The sequence below is a fragment of the Paraburkholderia phymatum STM815 genome (assembly GCF_000020045.1).
Taxonomy (GTDB): domain Bacteria; phylum Pseudomonadota; class Gammaproteobacteria; order Burkholderiales; family Burkholderiaceae; genus Paraburkholderia; species Paraburkholderia phymatum.
The window spans coordinates 1038741-1056377 of record NC_010622.1 but is presented as its reverse complement, the minus strand read 5'-3'; the positions used below and the strand labels follow the sequence as shown (position 1 = coordinate 1056377).

Below are 17637 nucleotides of genomic sequence, written 5' to 3'. Positions count from 1 at the left end.
GCATGTTTGACGATGTGCGGAAAATCGCCGGGCTCGCGTGGCCCGTGCTGATCGGCCAGCTGGCGATCATCGCGTTCGGCGTGATCGATACAGCGATGGTCGGCCGCTTCTCGGCGACCGACCTTGCAGCCCTCGGCCTCGGTTCGTCGATCTATATCTCGGTGTACATCGGCCTGACGGGCATTCTGACCGCGCTGCAACCGATTGCCGGCCAACTCTACGGCGCTGCGCGCTACGAGGAGATCGGCGAGGAGGTGCGTCAGGCGCTGTGGCTCGCGCTGGCGCTCGCCGCGCTCGGCTTTCTGGTTCTCTACTTCCCCCACCCGCTGCTGCAGCTGGCGCGGGCGCCCGAGGCGCTGCGCGAGCGCACTGTGTCCTATCTGCAGATTCTCGCGTTCGGGCTGCCAGCGAGTCTCGCATTTCGCGTCTATAGCTCGCTGACGAATGCCGTCGGCCAGCCGCGGCTCGTGATGATCCTGCAGATCGGCGCGCTGATGCTCAAGGTGCCGCTCAATCTGCTGCTGATTTTCGGCAAGCTCGGCATGCCGGCGCTCGGTGGGCCGGGGGCGGCGCTCGCCAGCATTCTGATCAACTGGACGCTGGCCGTCGTCGGCATGGTCGTGCTGACGAAGCTGGACGTGTTCCAGCCGTTCGCGATCTTCCGGCATTTCTGCTGGCCCGTCTGGCGGCGTCAGGCGGCCCAGCTGAAGCTCGGCGTACCGATGGGGCTGTCGTATCTGATCGAAGTGACGTCGTATACCTTCATGGCGCTCTTCATCGCTCGCTTCGGCACGACCACGCTGGCCGGTCATCAGATCGCGGGCAACATCGGCGCGGTGCTCTACATGACGCCGCTGTCGATCGGCATCGCTACTTCTACGCTCGTCGCTCAGGCGCTCGGTGCACATCGCTACGAAGCGGCGCGCACGCTGGCGCGGCACGGCATCGCGATGGCCGTGGCGATTGCGTGCGGGTATGGCGTGATCGTGCTCGCGCTGCGGCCCGTCATCATCGCGGGCTACACGCCGAATGCGCAGGTCCTGCAGGCGGCGATGCCGCTCGTGTTGATCGTCGCGTTCTACCATCTGTGCGACGCGTTGCAGATCACGTCGGCGTTCGTGCTGCGGGCGTATCGGGTGGCCGTCGTGCCGACCCTGATCTATGCCATTGCACTGTGGGGCGTGGGACTCGGCGGCGGCTATGCGCTCGGGTTCGATCTCGGCGGCTGGGTGCCGGAGTCGCTCACCGGCGCGCGCGGATTCTGGCTCGCGAATACTGCGAGCTTGCTGATTGCGGGTGTTGGGCTTGCCTTGTATTTGCGCTCGATCAGCACGCGGATAGGCGCTGGGCGGCACAGCGGGTAGCTGCTGGCGCGGTCTGTCCTGTTCGCTGGCGTCCGCGACTTGCTTTTGATTTGCTGGTGTTACCCCTGTGCGGGGCAACGCATGAATCACGAGGACAAACCGCGGATGCCAGCAAAGAAAGCCCGCCGCGCAAGCGGAAAAAGCGGGATCCACGAGGCTCTCTCACTTACTAAAGACGGCCTTTTCGCGCGGCAGCCCGCCCACTATTCCATTCCCACAGACGCCGAACAATCAGACCGTTAGTTGCATCGAGCCAATTTTCGCGCCCCACACGGACTGCCCATTCATGCACCGGCGCGAGCCGCCCTCTCCTCGAATACCTCGCGCGCCGCAAACAACGCATTCAATGCCGCCGGAAAGCCCGCATAAACCGCCATCTGCATGAACACCTCGACGATCTCCTCCCGCGTGCAGCCGACGTTCAGCGCAGCCTCAATATGTACCTTGAGTTGCGGTTGCGCGTTGCCAAGCGCGGCCAACGCAGCGATCGTCGCGATTTCGCGGGCGCGCAGATCCAGCTGCGGACGGCTATACACATCGCCGAACGGAAACTCGATCAACATCCGCGCGAAATCCGGCGCGATCGGGGCGAGCGACGCGATCACCTTCTCCCCTGCCGTTCCGTCTATTTCCTTCAACCTGGCCCAGCCGCGTGCATAGCGATCGTCGTGTGCGTGATTCATCGAGCGTCCTTTATGAATGAATTGTCGATATGCCCTGTCGACGCCGCCTCACGTTCGGCCGCCTCGTAGTACGCGATCTTGTCAGTGATCGCGGCGAGGCTGGTCTGCAACTCCGCGATGCGCGCGAGCACGGCATCGCGATGCTTGATCAGCATCGCCCGCCGCGCGCCGAACGTCGCGTTGCCTTCCGCCCGCAGCGCAGCGAACGCTTGCATGCCCGCGATGGGCATCCCCGTCGCTTTCAGGCGCATCACGAACTGCAGCCAGTCGAGATCGGCGGGCGAATACAAACGATGCCCCGCGTCCGTGCGGCCGACGTGCCGCAACAATCCCGCCTGCTCGTAGTAGCGCAGCGTATGCGTGGAGACGCCGCTCGACGCGGCGACCTGACCAATGGTGAGAGCTTTCGACATGACGGAACTCAGGTTAGGACTTCGAGTGAACTCTAAGTCAAGTGCTTTCTGACAGTGCGCAGATGTCGGCATGATCCTACCTGTGAAGCAGGTTGGGAAGGTCAAAAGCGTCGGTTAGAATCGGCTGCCATCCGAAAGAAAAATGAAACCGGGAGCGCAGTCGATGCAAAGCGGCACCATCAACCGTCAATGGATAGCGGCAGCCGCAGCGGCTGCGATACTCGGCTTTTTCATCACGCTCGCCTGGCGCGCCGATGCCGCGCGCATCACGCAGGTATCCCCGCAAGGCAAGGTCGCGCAAGTCCGCCAGGTCGTCGTCAAGTTCGATGAATCGATGGTTGCGTTCGGTGCGCCCGATCTGCCCGCGCCCGCGCGCATCCAATGCAACGACGCATCGGCGAGCGCCGGCCAGCCGCGCTGGATCGATGACAAGACCTGGGCCTGGGACTTCAACGCAGATATGCCACCGGGCATCGCCTGTTCCGTCGATCTGAATGACGGACTAAAGTCGTCGGCGGGCCATGCGCTTACCGGCCCGCGCCACTATGCGTTCGAAACGGGTGGTCCGTTCGTGCTGAACGTGCAGCCCTACGGCGGCGAAATCGAGGAACACCAGGCGTTCGTGGTCAAGCTGAACGGCCCCGCGACCGACGCGTCCGTTATGCAGCACGTGTGGTGCGAATCGAGCGGCCTCGGCAACCGCATTCCCGTGAAAAACGTCGATGCGCAAACGCGCACCGAACTGCTGAAGCGTCTGCATCTGCAAAAGGAAGCCGCGCGTGTGCTGACGCTGCAATGCCAGCAGGCGCTGCCGCCCGGCGCGAAAGCGCAACTCGTGTATGGCAAAGGCGTCGCGAGCCCGAGCGGCATTGCGAACGACGTCGAACGGCGCTTCGATTTCAACGTGCGCGAACCGTTCGCGGCGAGCTTCAGTTGCGAGCGCGAGAACGCGAAGGCGCCGTGCACGCCGCTGCGTCCGCTGCGCGTACAGTTCAACGCGCCCATCCTGCGCACCGACGCCGAACAGGTCCGCATCAAGGGGCCGAATGGCGAGATCAAGCCGACCTTTGCGCCCGACGACAAAGATCCGCAAACCATGACCATCGAGTTCGCCGCGCCGCTCCCCGAGCGCGCCGACCTCAGCATCGAGCTGCCTGCAAATCTCAAGGACGTGAGCGACCGCGCGCTCACCAACGCCGATCTGTTTCCGCTCAAGACGACGACGGCGCCGCTGCCGCCACTCGCGAAGTTTTCATCGGGCACGTTCGGCATCGTCGAGCGCTTCGCGGAACCGGACATGCCCGCGCTCGTGCCCGTCACGCTGCGCAACGTGGAAGCCGATCTGCATATCGCGGGGCTCAATGCGGGCAACGCGCAGTTCGCCAGGCTGCGCGTCGACGCCGATCGCGAGATCCGCCGCTGGATGCGCAACGTCGAGCGCTTCGACGGCTTCATGATGGATCGCCAGTCGATCAACCAGCAGATGCCGCAACTGCTCGCACGCAATCCGCATCCCGTGATCGTGCCGCGCAAGAGCGAAGACGCGGACCCGGCCGAAGACCGCAAGAATCCGCTGATCGACGTGCGCTCGCTGTCGCTGCTTGCGGGTCAGCCGAACGTCGAAACGCTTGCGCTTCCGAAGGCCGACCCGACCGCGTTGCGGCCTTTCGAAGTGGTCGGCGTGCCCGTGACGAAGCCCGGCTTCTATGTGATCGAACTCGCGTCGCCCGCGCTGGGCGCTTCGCTGCTGGGCAAACACGCGCCGATGTATGTGCGCACGGCCGTGCTCGTCACGAACCTCGGCGTGCATTTCAAGCAGGGACGCGAGAACAGCGTCGTGTGGGTCACGACGCTCGACAAGGGCCAGCCCGTGCCAAATGCCGACGTGCGCATGAGCGACTGCAACGGCGACGAACTCGCGTCGGGCAAGACGGACGCGCACGGCGTGCTGACCGTCAACCAGCCGCTGACGTCCCGCCACGAATGCAAAGACGACAGCTTCGAGGGCTTGTTCGTGTCGGCGCGCATCGACGATCCGAAGACGGGCCACGACATGGCGTTCGTGCGCTCCGACTGGAATCGCGGCATCGAAGCGTGGCGCTTCAACGTGCCGACGGACACCAGCATCGAGCAAAGCGTGCGCGCGCATACCGTGTTCGACCGCACGCTGCTGCGCGCGGGCGAAACGGTGTCGATGAAGCACATGATCCGCGTCGAGACGATGCAGGGCCTCGCGTTTCCGACAACGTACCCGACCCGCCTGACGATCCGTCATCTCGGCAGCGGGCAAACATGGCACATGCCGCTCACGTGGGCCGCCGATCACACGGCCGATTCGACTTTCGCGATTCCGGCTGCGGCGAAGCTCGGCGAATACAGTGTGTCGCTGGATGACGGCGACGCGATTGCCGCGTCCGATGCAACTTCGATTCAGGCAAACGACGATAACGAAGACGATTCCGCTGACTCCGCCCGGCACAGTTATTCGTCCGGCAGCTTCCGCGTCGAGGAATTTCGCTTGCCCGTATTCAAAGGCACGATCGCGGTGCGCGACGAAAAGAATCATCCCCTCGTCGCCGCGAGCGAAGCGCACGTCGCGTTGCAGATCGACTACATGTCGGGCGGCGGTGCGTCCGGCCTGCCCGTGCAGGTATCGGCCTTGATGAAGCGCACCACGCCCGCTTTCGCCGGCACGTATCCTGCGTTCAGCTTCGCGCCGTACAGAAAGCGCAACGACACCCGTTCGTCGTCCGCAGACGACGAGGACAGCGAACAGGCGGCCGACGACGACACGTCGAAGCTGATCGCCGACAAGGAAGCCGTCACGCTCGAGCGCAACGGCGCGGGCAGCCTCACGTTGAAGAGCGTGCCGTCAGTCGACGCGCCGAAGCGTCTCGCGCTCGAAGCCACCTTTGCCGATCCGAACGGCGAAGTGCAGACGATCAGCGGCAGCGCCACGCTCTGGCCCGCCGCCGTCGTCGCGGGCGTGAAGTCGGGGCAATGGGTGTCGGTGGGCAAGACGGTGCCCGTGAAAGCGCTCGCCGTCGATCTGCAGGGCAAGCCGCGCGCGGGTGTGCCGCTCGAAGTACGCGGCATCGCGCGCATCACGATCACGTCGAGAAAGCGCATGGTCGGCGGCTTCTACGCATACGACAATCACACGGAGACCAAAGATCTCGGCACCCTGTGCAGCGGCAAGAGCGACGACCGCGGCCTGCTGACGTGCGATGCGAAACTCAAGGAAGCAGGCAACGTCGATCTCGTCGTCACCGCCAAAGATGGCGACGGCCATGCATCGACGGCCGCGACCTCCGTCTGGGTCACGCGCGAAGAAGACCTGTGGTTCGGCGGCGAGAACACCGATCGCATCGACGTGCTGCCCGAAAAGAGCGCGTACGAGCCGGGCGAATCGGCGCGCTTCCAGGTGCGCATGCCCTTCCGCTTCGCGACCGCGCTCGTCGCCGTCGAACGCGAAGGGATCGTGGAGACGCACGTTGTGAAGCTGGACGGCAAGGATCCGACCGTCGAGCTGAAAGTGAACGAGGCATGGGGGCCGAACGTGTATGTGTCGGTGCTCGCGTTGCGTGGACGGATTCGCGACGTGCCGTGGTACTCGTTCTTCACGTGGGGCTGGAAGGCGCCCCTCGAATGGGCGCGCGCGTTCTGGTACGAAGGCCGCTACTACGAAGCGCCCACGCCACTCGTCGATCTGTCGAAGCCCGCGTTCCGTTACGGTCTCGCCGAGATCAAGGTCGGCACGGCAGCGCACAAGCTGGCCGTCACCGTGACCCCTGACGCGAAGTCGTACACCGTGCGCGGCAACGCGCATATGAAGCTGAGGGTGCAGATGCCAGGCGGCAAGCCCGCGCCCGCGGGTACGCAGATCGCCGTCGCCGCGGTTGACGAAGCACTGCTCGAACTGATGCCGAACCATAGCTGGGACGTGCTGGACACGATGCTGCAACGGCGCGCGTACGGCGTCGAAACGGCGACGGCGCAGATGGAAATCGTCGGACGCCGCCACTTCGGACGCAAGGCCGTGCCAGCGGGCGGCGGCGGCGGTCACACTTCGACGCGCGAACTGTTCGACACGCTCCTCTTGTGGAATCCGCGCGTGACGCTCGATGCAAACGGCGAAGCCACCGTCGACATACCGCTCAACGATGCGCTGACCACCTTTCGCATCGTCGCGATCGCGGCCGTCGGCGACGGCACGTTCGGCACGGGCAGCACGTCGATTCGCAGCACGCAGGATCTGCAACTGATCTCCGGCCTGCCGCCGCTCGTGCGCGAGGGCGACCAGTTCCGCGCGCAGTTCACGCTGCGCAACACGACGACACGGGCAATGAAAGTGGTCGTCGCGCCGAACGTGCCGGGCCTGTCGCTGCCGGCACAAACGGTCGACGTCGCGGCCGATTCGGCACGCGAAGTCGCCTGGAACGTCGCGCCGCCCGATGGCCTTTCCGAGGCCACGCCCGCTGCGCTCAGCTGGAACGTGAGCGCGACGGAACAAGGCGCGTCGCACGCGAGCGACGCACTCAAAGTCACGCAACGCGTGACGGCCGCCATCCCCATCACCGTGCAGCAGGCGACGCTCACCCAGGTCGACGGCTCGTTCTCGCTGTCCGTCGCCGCGCCGCCGAATGCGACCGCGACGCAAGCCGGCGCGCTGCGCGGCGGCATCGCGGTATCGTTGCAATCGAAACTGTCGGATGGCATGCCGGGCGTGCGTCGCTGGTTCGAACGTTATCCGTACAGTTGCCTCGAACAGCAGACTTCGGTGGCGCTCGGGCTGCGCGACGCCGCGCGCTGGCAAGGCGTGCTCGCGCGCATGCCGGTGTATCTCGACAAGGACGGGCTTGCGAACTACTTCCCGCCCGGCGACGACAGCGGCAACACGGGCAGCACGTCCCTGACGGCCTATCTGCTCTCCGTGACCGACGAAGCCGCGAAGCTGGATCCGCGCTTCGCACTGCCCGACGATCTGCGCGCGAAGCTCGAGGGCGGCCTGATCAACTTCGTCGAAGGACGGCTCGAACGCAATGTCTGGGCGCCGCGCAAGGATCTCGATCTGCGCAAGCTCGCCGCGCTCGAAGCGCTGTCGCGGCACGGCGCCGCGCGCGCCAGCATGCTCGGTTCGATCGAAATCGCGCCGAACCAGTGGCCGACATCGGCGGTGCTTGACTACTACGCGGTGTTGTCGCGCGTGAAGGACATTCCGCAGCGCGACGACAAGCTGGCCCAGGCCGAGCAGATCATCCGCTCGCGGCTCACCTATCAGGGCATCCGCCTCACCTTTTCGACGGCCGACAACGACGATCTGTGGTGGCTGATGTCCGGCACGGAAACCAACGCAGCGCGCACAGCGCTCACGTTCGTCGAGATGCCGGGCTGGAGGGACGAGATGCCGCGCGTCGTCGCCGGGTTGCTCGCGTTGCAGAAGAACGGCGCATGGCAGACGACGACGGCGAACCTGTGGGGGTCCATCGCCGTGCAGCGCTTCTCGCAGGTGTTCGAGAACGTGTCCGTGACGGGTCGGACCAGGCTGCAACTGGGCACGACGGACAAAACCATTTCGTGGAGCCAGCCGACGCCGGCAGCCGCGAACCATGCGTCCGCGACGGCCGTCACAAAGACGTCGGATACGCGCAGCCAGTTGCTGCCCTGGCCGGCCGAAACGCGCGGCGCGCCCGTGTCGCTGACCTTGACACACGACGGCACGGGCAAGCCGTGGGCGACCATCGAAAGCCTGGCGGCTGTCGCGCTGAAAGCGCCGTTCGCGGCCGGCTACCGGATAACGAAAACGATCACCCCCGTCGATCCCGCCGTGAAGGGCGTGACCACGCGCGGCGACATCGTGCGTGTGCATCTGGACATCGTCGCGCAAACCGACATGACGTGGGTCGTCGTCAACGATCCCGTACCGGCGGGCGCGACGATCCTCGGCTCGGGCCTGGGCCGCGACTCGGAAGCGGCTACGCAAGGGGAGAAATCGAAGGGCGAGGCATGGCCGGTGTTCGTCGAACGCGGCTTCGACGGGTATCGCGCGTATTACGATCATGTACCGAAGGGCATCTTTTCGATCGAGTACACCGTGCGCCTGAACAACGTGGGCACGTTCGGCCTGCCGCCGACGCGCGTCGAAGCGCTCTACGCGCCGTCGACCTTCGGTGTGCTGCCGAATGCGCCCGTCGTCGTGAAACCCGTGGCGGCCGCTGTGAAGTGACAGGAAGTTACGCGATGCGAGCATCCACGAAAGCGATGAACTGCGATGCTCCCCTCGCGCGGCGCGGGTTCGTTGCGTTCGTGCGCATCGTGCGCATCGTGCTTTGTATTTTATGGGTCGGCGAACCGCTCGCGGCGCACGCACTGCCGACCTTCGACGACGTCCGCACGCAATGGCGCAGCTCCGACTGGCTGCTGCTGTCTCGCGACGGGGTGCCGCTGCAGCGTACGCGTATCGACCGGACCGAGCGGCGCGGCGACTGGGTCGCGCTCGCGGATGTGTCGCCCGCGCTGCGCGAAGCGATCGTCGTGTCGGAGGACAAGCGCTTCTACGAGCATAGCGGCGTCGACTGGCGCGGCGCCGCGGCGGCTGCATGGGCGAACCTGTGGAACACGCGCACGCGCGGCGCGTCTACCGTCACGATGCAGCTGACGGGCCTGCTCAACGACGACCGCGAACGGTCTGGGCAGCGTTCGATCGCGCAGAAGGCCAATCAGGCCGTGAGCGCGCTGTGGCTCGAACACGCGTGGCGCAAGGACCAGATTCTCGAAGCCTATCTGAACCTCGTGCCGTTTCGCGGCGAGACGATCGGCCTGTCGGCGCTGTCGATCACGCTGTTCGGCAAGGCGCCATCCGGTCTCGACGAGCGCGAGGCCGCCATCGCCGCCGCGTTGATCCGTGCGCCGAATGCGTCGTACGCGAAGGTCGGCGAGCGCGCGTGCCGGATCCTGCGCGACATGCAGGCACCCGAACGCTGTGCCCGTCTCGCCGCTTTCGTTCAGCTCGCGTTCGCGCGCCCTGCTCCCGTGCTGCTGTCCGTCTCCCCCGATGCGCCGATTCTCGCGCCGCACCTCGCGCGCCGCATCGCGAGCGAAACGCATCCCGTAGCGGGCGCGCGCGTGACCAGCACGCTCGACGCGAAGCTGCAGCGTTTCGCCAGCGACACGCTCACGCGCACGCTCGTCGAACTCAATGCGCCCGCGCATCCGCGCAATGTCCACGACGGCGCCATCGTCGTGCTCGACAATGCGACGGGCGAAGTACTCGCATGGGTCGGCTCGTCGGGCGCGCTGTCGGACGCGCGCGATGTCGATGCCGTGCTCGCGCGCCGCCAGGCCGGATCGACGCTCAAGCCGTTCCTGTATGCGCAGGCCATCGACGAACGGCGGCTCACCACGGCGTCGCTGCTCGACGACGCGCCGCTCGATCTTCCGGCAGGCGGCGGCCTCTACATACCGCAGAACTACGACAAGGACTTCAAGGGCTGGGTGAGCGTGCGCACAGCGCTTGGCTCGTCGCTGAACGTGCCCGCCGTGCGCACGCTGGTGATGCTCACGCCGCACCGCTTCGCGAAAACGTTGACCGCGCTCGGCTTGCCGCTCGACCAAAGCGGAGACTACTACGGCTATTCGCTCGCGTTAGGCAGCGCGGACGTGACCCTGCTGTCGCTGACCAATGCGTATCGCGCGCTGGCAAATGGCGGCGTCGCCGCGCCGACCGTCGATGTCGTGCGACGCCCGCTCTCGCCTGCGGCACAGCAACGCGTGTTCAGCAGCGATGCGAGCTACATCATCGCGACAGTGCTGTCGGACAACAACGCGCGCACGCGCACGTTCGGCTTCGACAGCCCGCTCGCGACGCGCTTTTTCTCGGCAGTGAAGACGGGCACCAGCAAGGATATGCGCGACAACTGGACGGTCGGCTATACGTCGCGCTACACGGTCGGCGTGTGGGTCGGCAACGCGGACGGCCAGCCGATGTGGGACGTGTCCGGCGTCACGGGCGCCGCGCCCATCTGGGCGGCCGTCGTCGGTTATCTGCACCGGCGCGTGCCGAGCGTCGCGCCGCGCGCGCCTGCGGGCGTCGTGCAAACGCGCGTCACCTTCGACGGCAATATCGAGCCCGCACGCAACGAGTGGTTTGTCAGCGGCACCCAAACGCCTATCGTGGGGCTTGCCGCGAATGCCGGGCCGGCGGATCGCGCGCCCGCCGTCTCACGCGTAACAACGCCAGGGCGGGCGATGTCATCGGCAAACGCCGCACCGCGCATCGCTTCCCCCACGGACGGCACGCTGTTCGCGCTCGATCCCGACATCCCCGCCGCGCGCCAGCGCATCGTGTTCGAGCGCGCGAGCGGCTCGTCCTCGCGCAGCCGCTGGCGACTCGACGGCAAGCCGCTCGGCGGCGACGAGCGCGTGCTGTGGCTGCCGTGGCCCGGGCGCCATGTGCTCGAACTCGTCGACGCGGACGGCATGAGCGCCGATTCGGTGCATTTCGACGTCCGCGGTGCGACGGCGCGCGAGACCGCGTTGCCGGGCGGTACGAAATCCGACACACCGCACCACGGCGTCACGCCATCCAACGCCCGCTGAGATCCGCTGCGCCCGACCGCACAGCGATCGCGCAGAAGCTTTAAATTTGGTGAGCCTGCATTGTGTTGTCACGATTCAAACGGTATAAATCGCCCGATTCGCGCAACGTCGCGCGCCGCCCGGTTAAACCGGACAGTAAATTGTCCTATGCTTGAACGCAGTGCTTGCTCAAATGAAAGCGTCGTCCGTTCCGGCTACCTGTTTGCCCTCAATGGAGTGATTGCCATGTTGAAAAAGCTGTTGATACTGTGCGTTGCGCTCGTGCTGTCGCTGTCAGCGGGATTGGCGGCCGCCGTCGAAGTCAATACGGCCGACCAGGCCGCGCTCGAATCGGTCAAGGGCATCGGGCCCGTCCATGCGAAAGCGATCATCGACGAACGCACGAAGAACGGCCCGTTCAAGGACGCCGACGATCTCGCCAACCGGGTCAAGGGTATCGGCCAGAAGTCGGTGAAGAATCTCGAAGCGGCGGGCCTGACGATCAACGGCTCGTCGGCACCGCCGTCAGGCGCGCCGGCCAAACCGACGGCTGCGGCGACATCGAAGCCCGCGCCTGCTGCAACCACGACGCAAAACCCGATGCAAACGACGACGCAAACCACATCCGCCGACGCCGCATCGGGCGCGAAAGCATCGAAGTCCAAGAAGAGCAAGACCGACGCGGCTGCCGCATCGGCGCCCGCTGCTACTGCGCCATCGGCGCCCGCGACGGCGTCGGACACGACCGCTTCGAAGTCGAAGAAAGCGAAGAAGAGCAAGGCTGCGTCCGCTGCATCGGGCGCATAAGAACGCGCAGTCCGTCAGCGGCTGGCGGCCGCACTTCCTCACGATCATCGGTGCCGCGCTTCGCGCGGCGTTTCGTTCCCTGCCGGCGCACGCCTGACGCGCGACGCGCCGGCTTCTCAAGAGAGATTGCCATGAGCCTACTCGACTCCCTCGGTTCCATGCTGGGCGGCGGCCAATCGCCACAAGGCGGTGGCCAGGCCGCGCTGATCGGCGCCGCGCTCGAATTCATCAACAACCAGCCAGGCGGCCTGAACGGCCTGATCCAGCGCTTCCAGCAGAACGGCGCGGGCGATGTCATCAGCTCCTGGGTGGGGACGGGCGAAAACCAGCCGATCGCCGCCGACACGCTGCATAACGTGCTCGGCTCGGAGGCCGTGTCGAACATCGCGGCGAAGGTCGGCGTGGAGCCGTCGATGGTGGCGGGCCTGCTGTCGCAAGTGCTGCCGCACGTCGTCAACACCGCGACGCCGAACGGCGAAGTGCCCGCCAATGGGCAGGTCGACGCAGGCGGCCTGTCCGGTGCGCTGGGCGCGCTCGGACAGATCGCGGGCATGTTTGGCAACAAGAACGCGTGAGCGTCCAGGTTCTTCGTGCACCTGTTGTACGGCGGCTGAAACGCCGTGCGTGAAAAAAAGGGCAACGAATCGCTTCGTTGCCCTTTTGCTTTTCATCCGGAACGAAGCGTCTGCTTTCGACGCTCCGCTCCCGTGAATGATCAGTGCACCACCCGCTCGAACACCAGCTTGCCGTTTTCGACTTCGACGGGAATCACGTCCTTCGGCCCGAACTTGCCGGCCAGAATCAGCTTCGCGACCGGGTTCTCGATCTCCTGCTGGATTGCACGCTTCAATGGCCGCGCGCCGAACAACGGGTCGTAGCCGACCTTGCCGATCAGCTCCAGCGCGGCCTCCGATACGACCAGCTGCATGTCGAGCTTCGCAAGCCGCTCGTGCACCCGTTCCAGCTGAATCTTCGCAATCGACTGGATGTTCGCCCGATCGAGCGCATGAAACACGACCACATCGTCGATCCGGTTCAGGAATTCCGGCCGGAAATGCAGCTTCACTTCTTCCCAGACTGCGTCCTTCACGGCTTCCTGCGGCTCGCCGACCATCGACTGAATGACGTGCGAGCCGAGGTTCGATGTCATCACGATCACCGTGTTCTTGAAGTCCACCGTGCGGCCCTGGCCGTCCGTCATGCGGCCGTCGTCGAGCACCTGCAGCAGCACATTGAAGACGTCAGGATGCGCCTTCTCGATTTCGTCGAGCAGGATCACGCTGTACGGCTTGCGACGCACCGCTTCCGTCAGATAGCCGCCTTCCTCGTAACCCACATAGCCCGGCGGCGCGCCGATCAGACGCGCGACGCTGTGCTTCTCCATGAACTCGCTCATGTCGATGCGGATGAGATGGTCTTCCGCGTCGAAGAGAAATGCCGCGAGCGCCTTGCACAGTTCCGTCTTGCCGACGCCCGTCGGCCCCAGGAACAGGAACGAGCCATACGGACGATTCGGATCCGACAGGCCGGCACGCGAGCGGCGGATCGCATCGGCCACCGCACTGATCGCCTCATCCTGGCCGACCACGCGCTGATGCAACTTCTCTTCGATCTGCAGCAGCTTCTCACGCTCGCCCTGCATCATCCGCGACACGGGAATGCCCGTTGCGCGCGACACGACTTCGGCGATTTCCTCGGCGCCGACCTGCGTGCGCAACAGACGCGGACGCGTCGGATTATTCTGCTCTTCCGCCTCGGCCTTCGTGACCGCCTTCAGTTGCGCCTCGAGTTGCGGCAGCTTGCCGTATTGCAGTTCGGCGACCTTTTCGAGCTTGCCTTCGCGTTGCAGACGCGTAATTTCCGCGCGCGTCTTCTCGATCTCTTCCTTCAGCTGCGCACTGCCCTGCACGGCGGCTTTTTCCGCCGTCCAGATTTCTTCCAGGTCCGAATATTCGCGGTCTAGCCGCTGGATTTCTTCCTCGATCAGTTGTAGACGCTTCTGTGACGCTTCGTCCTTCTCCTTCTTGACGGCTTCGCGCTCGATCTTCAACTGGATGCGCCGACGGTCGAGCCGGTCCATCTCCTCGGGCTTCGAGTCGATTTCCATCTTGATCTTCGACGCGGCTTCGTCGATGAGGTCAATCGCCTTATCCGGCAGGAAACGGTCGGTGATGTAGCGATGCGACAGTTCCGCCGCGGCGACGATGGCGGGGTCGGTAATGTCGACGCCGTGGTGCAGTTCATAACGTTCCTGCAAGCCGCGCAGGATCGCGATGGTTGCTTCCACGCTGGGTTCGTCGACGAGCACTTTCTGAAAACGGCGCTCCAGCGCGGCATCCTTTTCGATGTACTTGCGATATTCGTCCAGCGTGGTCGCGCCGACGCAATGCAGTTCGCCGCGCGACAGCGCCGGCTTCAGCATGTTGCCCGCGTCCATCGCGCCTTCGGCCTTGCCGGCACCGACCATTGTGTGAATTTCGTCGATGAAGACGATGGTCTGCCCTTCGTCCTTCGCGATGTCGTTCAGCACGGCCTTCAGCCGTTCTTCGAACTCGCCGCGATACTTCGCGCCGGCGAGCAGCGCCGCCATGTCGAGCGACAACACACGCTTGCCCTTTAGCGTTTCCGGCACTTCGCCGTTGACGATGCGCTGCGCGAGACCTTCGACAATCGCCGTCTTGCCGACGCCCGGCTCGCCGATCAGCACCGGGTTGTTCTTGGTGCGGCGCTGCAGGATCTGGATCGAACGGCGGATTTCGTCGTCGCGCCCGATCACCGGGTCGAGCTTGCCCGCCCGAGCGCGCTCGGTCAGATCGATCGTGTATTTCTTCAGCGCCTCGCGCTGGCTTTCAGCGTCCTGGCTGTGCACCTGCGCACCGCCGCGCACGGCGACGATGGCCGCTTCGAGCGACTTGCGCGACAAGCCGTGCTCGCGCGCGAGGCGCCCGGCTTCGCCCTTGTCGTCAGCGACAGCGAGCAAAAACATTTCGCTCGCGATGTAGGTGTCGTTGAGCTTCTGTGCTTCCTTGTCGGCCTGGTTCAACAGACCCGTGAGATCGCGCCCGATCTGCACGTTGCCGTCCGTGCCCTGCACTTGCGGCAGCCGCGTGATGGCGTCGTTCAGCGCGGTTTGCAGCGCCTGCACATGAACGCCGGCGCGTGCCAGCAGCGAACGCGCGGAGCCGTCCTGCTGCGCGACAAGAGCGGCGAGCAGATGCACAGGCTCGATGTACTGATTGTCATGACCGACGGCCAGGCTCTGCGCGTCGGCCAACGCTTCCTGGAATTTAGTGGTGAGTTTGTCGATTCTCATCAAGCGACCTCCGATTTCGATTACCACCAAAATGAGGCGTTTTATTTGGGTTTCAAGCGCTTTTTTGCGCGAAGAAGAGAGGATGTGCACGCGGTCCGCACGATCGCGCGGAGCATGAAGGCGATGCAGAGGTAAAGGTGAGTGTAGCCCGGCACATGGCCGGGCGGAAGGACGACAGCAGCGGGGGCGAGCAGCGAGGGCAGCGAGGCAGCCCGCCTTACGCGCGTGATTCTCGGGGCGTGCGGGCTTGGGGCCGGGGCGCCCGCTCCGTTGGCCTATGTGCCCGTCGACACGACGGGCACGATCGGCACGACGACGGCTGATGGTTTGAGTCCGAGCAGCGAAATCAACGGCGAGGCAGGCTCGGCGATGTCGCGAATCGTGTAGTTGTCGAGTTCACGGAAAAACGCATCGCGCGCCGATTCGAGGATGCTCTTGAGCCGGCAGTGCGACTGAATGACGCACTCGCGATGTGCGCCGCTCGCATCGGCGACGTTCAGACAGCTGACAAGCGCGAAATCGCTCTCGGTGGCCCGCACCACCTCGCCGACCGTCAACGACGACGAATGCTCGTACAGCCGCAAGCCGCCGTTGCGTCCACGCACCGTCTCGACCCAGCCGAGTTCGGCGAGCCGCTGAACCACTTTCATCAGGTGGTTCTTGGATATGCCATAGGCATCAGAGATGTCTTGTATCGTTGCCAGTCCTTCGGAGCGGACTGCGAGGTAAAGCAACACGCGCAGCGAGTAATCGGTATAGTCTGTGAGTCTCATTGAAAGGCAACATCGCGACGGAGACGGCATGCGGAATGTTCACGCCAGCTCCACTAACGCCTGTACTGCAGTGCGCAATAACATGCTTTTAAAACACATCTTATTGCCGCATTTATCTCGTTATTTCGCGTAACTATAAACGGTAACTTTCGTTGAAGCGCATTTTTTTCTGAACTAATTAATCGCGCTTCCCTGTTCGCGCTGGCGTATTACGCGTGACTCACTATTGTTCCAGGTATGAAGTCAGACATTTCCTCCGATATTTCCGCCGCAGAACGTCTCGCCACGCGGTACGCCGAGCCCAGCGACGACAATATCCGCGAGCTCGTCTATGCGTTCTATGACCGCGTGCGCGCGGATGCGTTGATCGGTCCCGTCTTCGAGAAGAAGCTCGTGGGACGCTGGGACGAGCATTTGCCGAAAATGTGCGTGTTCTGGGGCTCGCTGGTGCTGGGTGCAAAGCAATACCGAGGCAACGTGCAGCAGGCGCACATGCCGCTGGAGGGCCTCGAGCCGCGCCATTTCAGCCGTTGGCTGTATCTGTTTCTCGACACGGTAGAGTCGCGTTATGAGCCCGTGGCGGCCATCCGGTTCATGGAACCCGCGCTGCGCATCGCACAGAGTCTGCAGTTGAGCAAATTCGGCTGGGACTACCCGATTCCGGCAGAGCAGCAGGCGCTACTGGAGCGCATCGCGCCGCGCCGCCGCCCTCGCGACGACGATGCCGCCGAGCACGCTCGCCCGCGTGGCGAGCCCTTTCCAGCAAAAATTATCGGAAAATCGCGGGATGATTGAGCGGGACTAACGGCGCCAATTTAACAATTGCGGTTCAGCAATCGGGATTTAACAAAGGGGACCGATAATAGAGCCGCCGTTATTTGTTGAAGCGTTCAACGAATAACTTTAATCCGCCTTCGAATTCAGGGATTCAAGTCCCCAGCGTGCCAGTGCCTGCTCGTCCGCCACGCGCGCGTCGACCCAGCGTTCGCCGCTTTCGGTTTTCTCTTTCTTCCAGAACGGCGCTTGGGTTTTCAGGTAGTCCATCACGAATTCGCACGACGCAAACGCATTCCCGCGATGTTTCGACGTCGTCGCAACTAGCACGATCTGGTCCAGCGGCTGCAGCTTGCCGACCCGATGCACGATCAGCACCTCAGTGCCGGGCCAGCGCTCGCGCGCCGCATCGACGATCGCTTCCAGCGATTTCTCGGTCATGCCGGGGTAATGCTCGAGTTCCATCGTCTCGACGGTTTCGCCTTCGTTGATGTCGCGCACCGTGCCGACGAAGCACGCAACGGCGCCCACCTTCGGATTCTGTGCGCGCAACGCGGCCACTTCCGTCGACAGGTCGAAATCTTCAGTCTGAACGCGCACGGTCATCGTCAGTTCCTCGCTGCCTTTGCGGCCCTTTGTCAGCCGCCCGTCACGGGCGGAAAAAACGCGACTTCGCAGCCGTCGGTGATACGCGTGCCCGCGTCCGTCATCACGTGGTTGCATGCCATGCGCAGCGCGCGGCCTTCCGCAAGCGCTTCGGCCCACGCGCCGCCGCGTGCGCGCAGCCATGCGCGTACGTCGCCGACAGTGGCGATGCCTTCGGGCACCTCCACTGCTTCGTCGGAGCGGCCGAGTGCTTCGCGCACGCTCGCAAAATATTTCAACTGAATCTTCATCGTCGGTAGCGGCCTCAAAGGCGTTTAATCAGGTTCA

12 protein-coding genes are annotated in these 17637 nt (G+C 64.4%); 6 read left to right on the top strand and 6 right to left on the bottom strand.

Going from position 1 to position 17637, the window contains the following annotated elements:
- Positions 1-2 precede the first annotated feature (2 nt).
- Positions 3-1364 carry an MATE family efflux transporter gene (locus BPHY_RS04790; protein WP_012400353.1) on the top strand — a complete coding sequence of 454 codons (1362 nt, stop codon included), beginning with the start codon at positions 3-5 and terminating at the stop codon, positions 1362-1364.
- A gap of 284 nt (positions 1365-1648) precedes the next feature.
- Here the strand turns inward: BPHY_RS04790 and BPHY_RS04785 are convergent, their stop codons facing one another.
- Positions 1649-2047, bottom strand: a complete 399-nt coding sequence (locus tag BPHY_RS04785; protein WP_012400352.1) for a carboxymuconolactone decarboxylase family protein — start codon at positions 2045-2047, stop codon at positions 1649-1651.
- Complete coding sequence (locus BPHY_RS04780) at positions 2044-2460, bottom strand: MerR family transcriptional regulator (RefSeq protein ID WP_012400351.1); 417 nt, start codon at positions 2458-2460, stop codon at positions 2044-2046. The genes BPHY_RS04785 and BPHY_RS04780 overlap by 4 nt, the downstream gene beginning before the upstream one ends.
- 163 nt (positions 2461-2623) lie before the next feature.
- On the opposite strand from BPHY_RS04780, the gene BPHY_RS04775 reads away from it, so the two are divergent.
- The 4 genes from BPHY_RS04775 to BPHY_RS04760 all read left to right on the top strand — a co-directional run bounded on the left by BPHY_RS04775 (position 2624) and on the right by BPHY_RS04760 (position 12419).
- Complete coding sequence (locus BPHY_RS04775; RefSeq protein ID WP_012400350.1) at positions 2624-8686, top strand: alpha-2-macroglobulin family protein; 6063 nt, start codon at positions 2624-2626, stop codon at positions 8684-8686.
- Between the two features lie 14 nt (positions 8687-8700).
- A complete protein-coding gene (gene pbpC, locus BPHY_RS04770) occupies positions 8701-11058 on the top strand; it encodes a penicillin-binding protein 1C (protein ID WP_012400349.1) in 2358 nt (785 codons plus the stop codon).
- Positions 11059-11283: 225 nt separating this feature from the next.
- Positions 11284-11844 carry a ComEA family DNA-binding protein gene (locus BPHY_RS04765; protein WP_012400348.1) on the top strand — a complete coding sequence of 187 codons (561 nt, stop codon included), beginning with the start codon at positions 11284-11286 and terminating at the stop codon, positions 11842-11844.
- 131 nt (positions 11845-11975) lie between these two features.
- Positions 11976-12419, top strand: coding sequence for a YidB family protein (locus BPHY_RS04760; protein ID WP_012400347.1), 444 nt, complete (start codon positions 11976-11978; stop codon positions 12417-12419).
- Between the two features lie 140 nt (positions 12420-12559).
- Here the strand turns inward: BPHY_RS04760 and clpB are convergent, their stop codons facing one another.
- Both clpB and BPHY_RS04750 read right to left on the bottom strand, forming a co-directional pair.
- Positions 12560-15157 (bottom strand): ATP-dependent chaperone ClpB, encoded by a 2598-nt coding sequence (gene clpB / locus BPHY_RS04755; RefSeq protein WP_012400346.1) that lies wholly within the window; start codon positions 15155-15157, stop codon positions 12560-12562.
- A 275-nt stretch (positions 15158-15432) separates the two neighbouring features.
- Positions 15433-15930: an Rrf2 family transcriptional regulator gene (locus BPHY_RS04750; protein WP_041763293.1), complete on the bottom strand. Its 498-nt coding sequence runs from the start codon at positions 15928-15930 to the stop codon at positions 15433-15435.
- 237 nt (positions 15931-16167) lie between these two features.
- On the opposite strand from BPHY_RS04750, the gene BPHY_RS04745 reads away from it, so the two are divergent.
- Positions 16168-16725 (top strand): group III truncated hemoglobin, encoded by a 558-nt coding sequence (locus tag BPHY_RS04745; protein ID WP_012400344.1) that lies wholly within the window; start codon positions 16168-16170, stop codon positions 16723-16725.
- Positions 16726-16833: 108 nt separating this feature from the next.
- On the opposite strand, the gene moaE is transcribed toward BPHY_RS04745, so the two are convergent.
- Both moaE and moaD read right to left on the bottom strand, forming a co-directional pair.
- Positions 16834-17310 (bottom strand): molybdopterin synthase catalytic subunit MoaE, encoded by a 477-nt coding sequence (moaE, locus tag BPHY_RS04740; protein WP_012400343.1) that lies wholly within the window; start codon positions 17308-17310, stop codon positions 16834-16836.
- A 32-nt stretch (positions 17311-17342) separates the two neighbouring features.
- Positions 17343-17600 (bottom strand): molybdopterin converting factor subunit 1, encoded by a 258-nt coding sequence (gene moaD, locus BPHY_RS04735; RefSeq protein WP_012400342.1) that lies wholly within the window; start codon positions 17598-17600, stop codon positions 17343-17345.
- Positions 17601-17637: the final 37 nt, after the last annotated feature.

Coding starts and splice junctions, on each gene's coding strand:
- BPHY_RS04790 (WP_012400353.1), top strand. CDS start 3: ATGTTTGACGATGTGCGGAAAATCGCCGGGCTCGCGTGGCCCGTGCTG.
- BPHY_RS04785 (WP_012400352.1), bottom strand. CDS start 2,047: ATGAATCACGCACACGACGATCGCTATGCACGCGGCTGGGCCAGGTTG.
- BPHY_RS04780 (WP_012400351.1), bottom strand. CDS start 2,460: ATGTCGAAAGCTCTCACCATTGGTCAGGTCGCCGCGTCGAGCGGCGTC.
- BPHY_RS04775 (WP_012400350.1), top strand. CDS start 2,624: ATGCAAAGCGGCACCATCAACCGTCAATGGATAGCGGCAGCCGCAGCG.
- pbpC (WP_012400349.1), top strand. CDS start 8,701: ATGCGAGCATCCACGAAAGCGATGAACTGCGATGCTCCCCTCGCGCGG.
- BPHY_RS04765 (WP_012400348.1), top strand. CDS start 11,284: ATGTTGAAAAAGCTGTTGATACTGTGCGTTGCGCTCGTGCTGTCGCTG.
- BPHY_RS04760 (WP_012400347.1), top strand. CDS start 11,976: ATGAGCCTACTCGACTCCCTCGGTTCCATGCTGGGCGGCGGCCAATCG.
- clpB (WP_012400346.1), bottom strand. CDS start 15,157: ATGAGAATCGACAAACTCACCACTAAATTCCAGGAAGCGTTGGCCGAC.
- BPHY_RS04750 (WP_041763293.1), bottom strand. CDS start 15,930: ATGAGACTCACAGACTATACCGATTACTCGCTGCGCGTGTTGCTTTAC.
- BPHY_RS04745 (WP_012400344.1), top strand. CDS start 16,168: ATGAAGTCAGACATTTCCTCCGATATTTCCGCCGCAGAACGTCTCGCC.
- moaE (WP_012400343.1), bottom strand. CDS start 17,310: ATGACCGTGCGCGTTCAGACTGAAGATTTCGACCTGTCGACGGAAGTG.
- moaD (WP_012400342.1), bottom strand. CDS start 17,600: ATGAAGATTCAGTTGAAATATTTTGCGAGCGTGCGCGAAGCACTCGGC.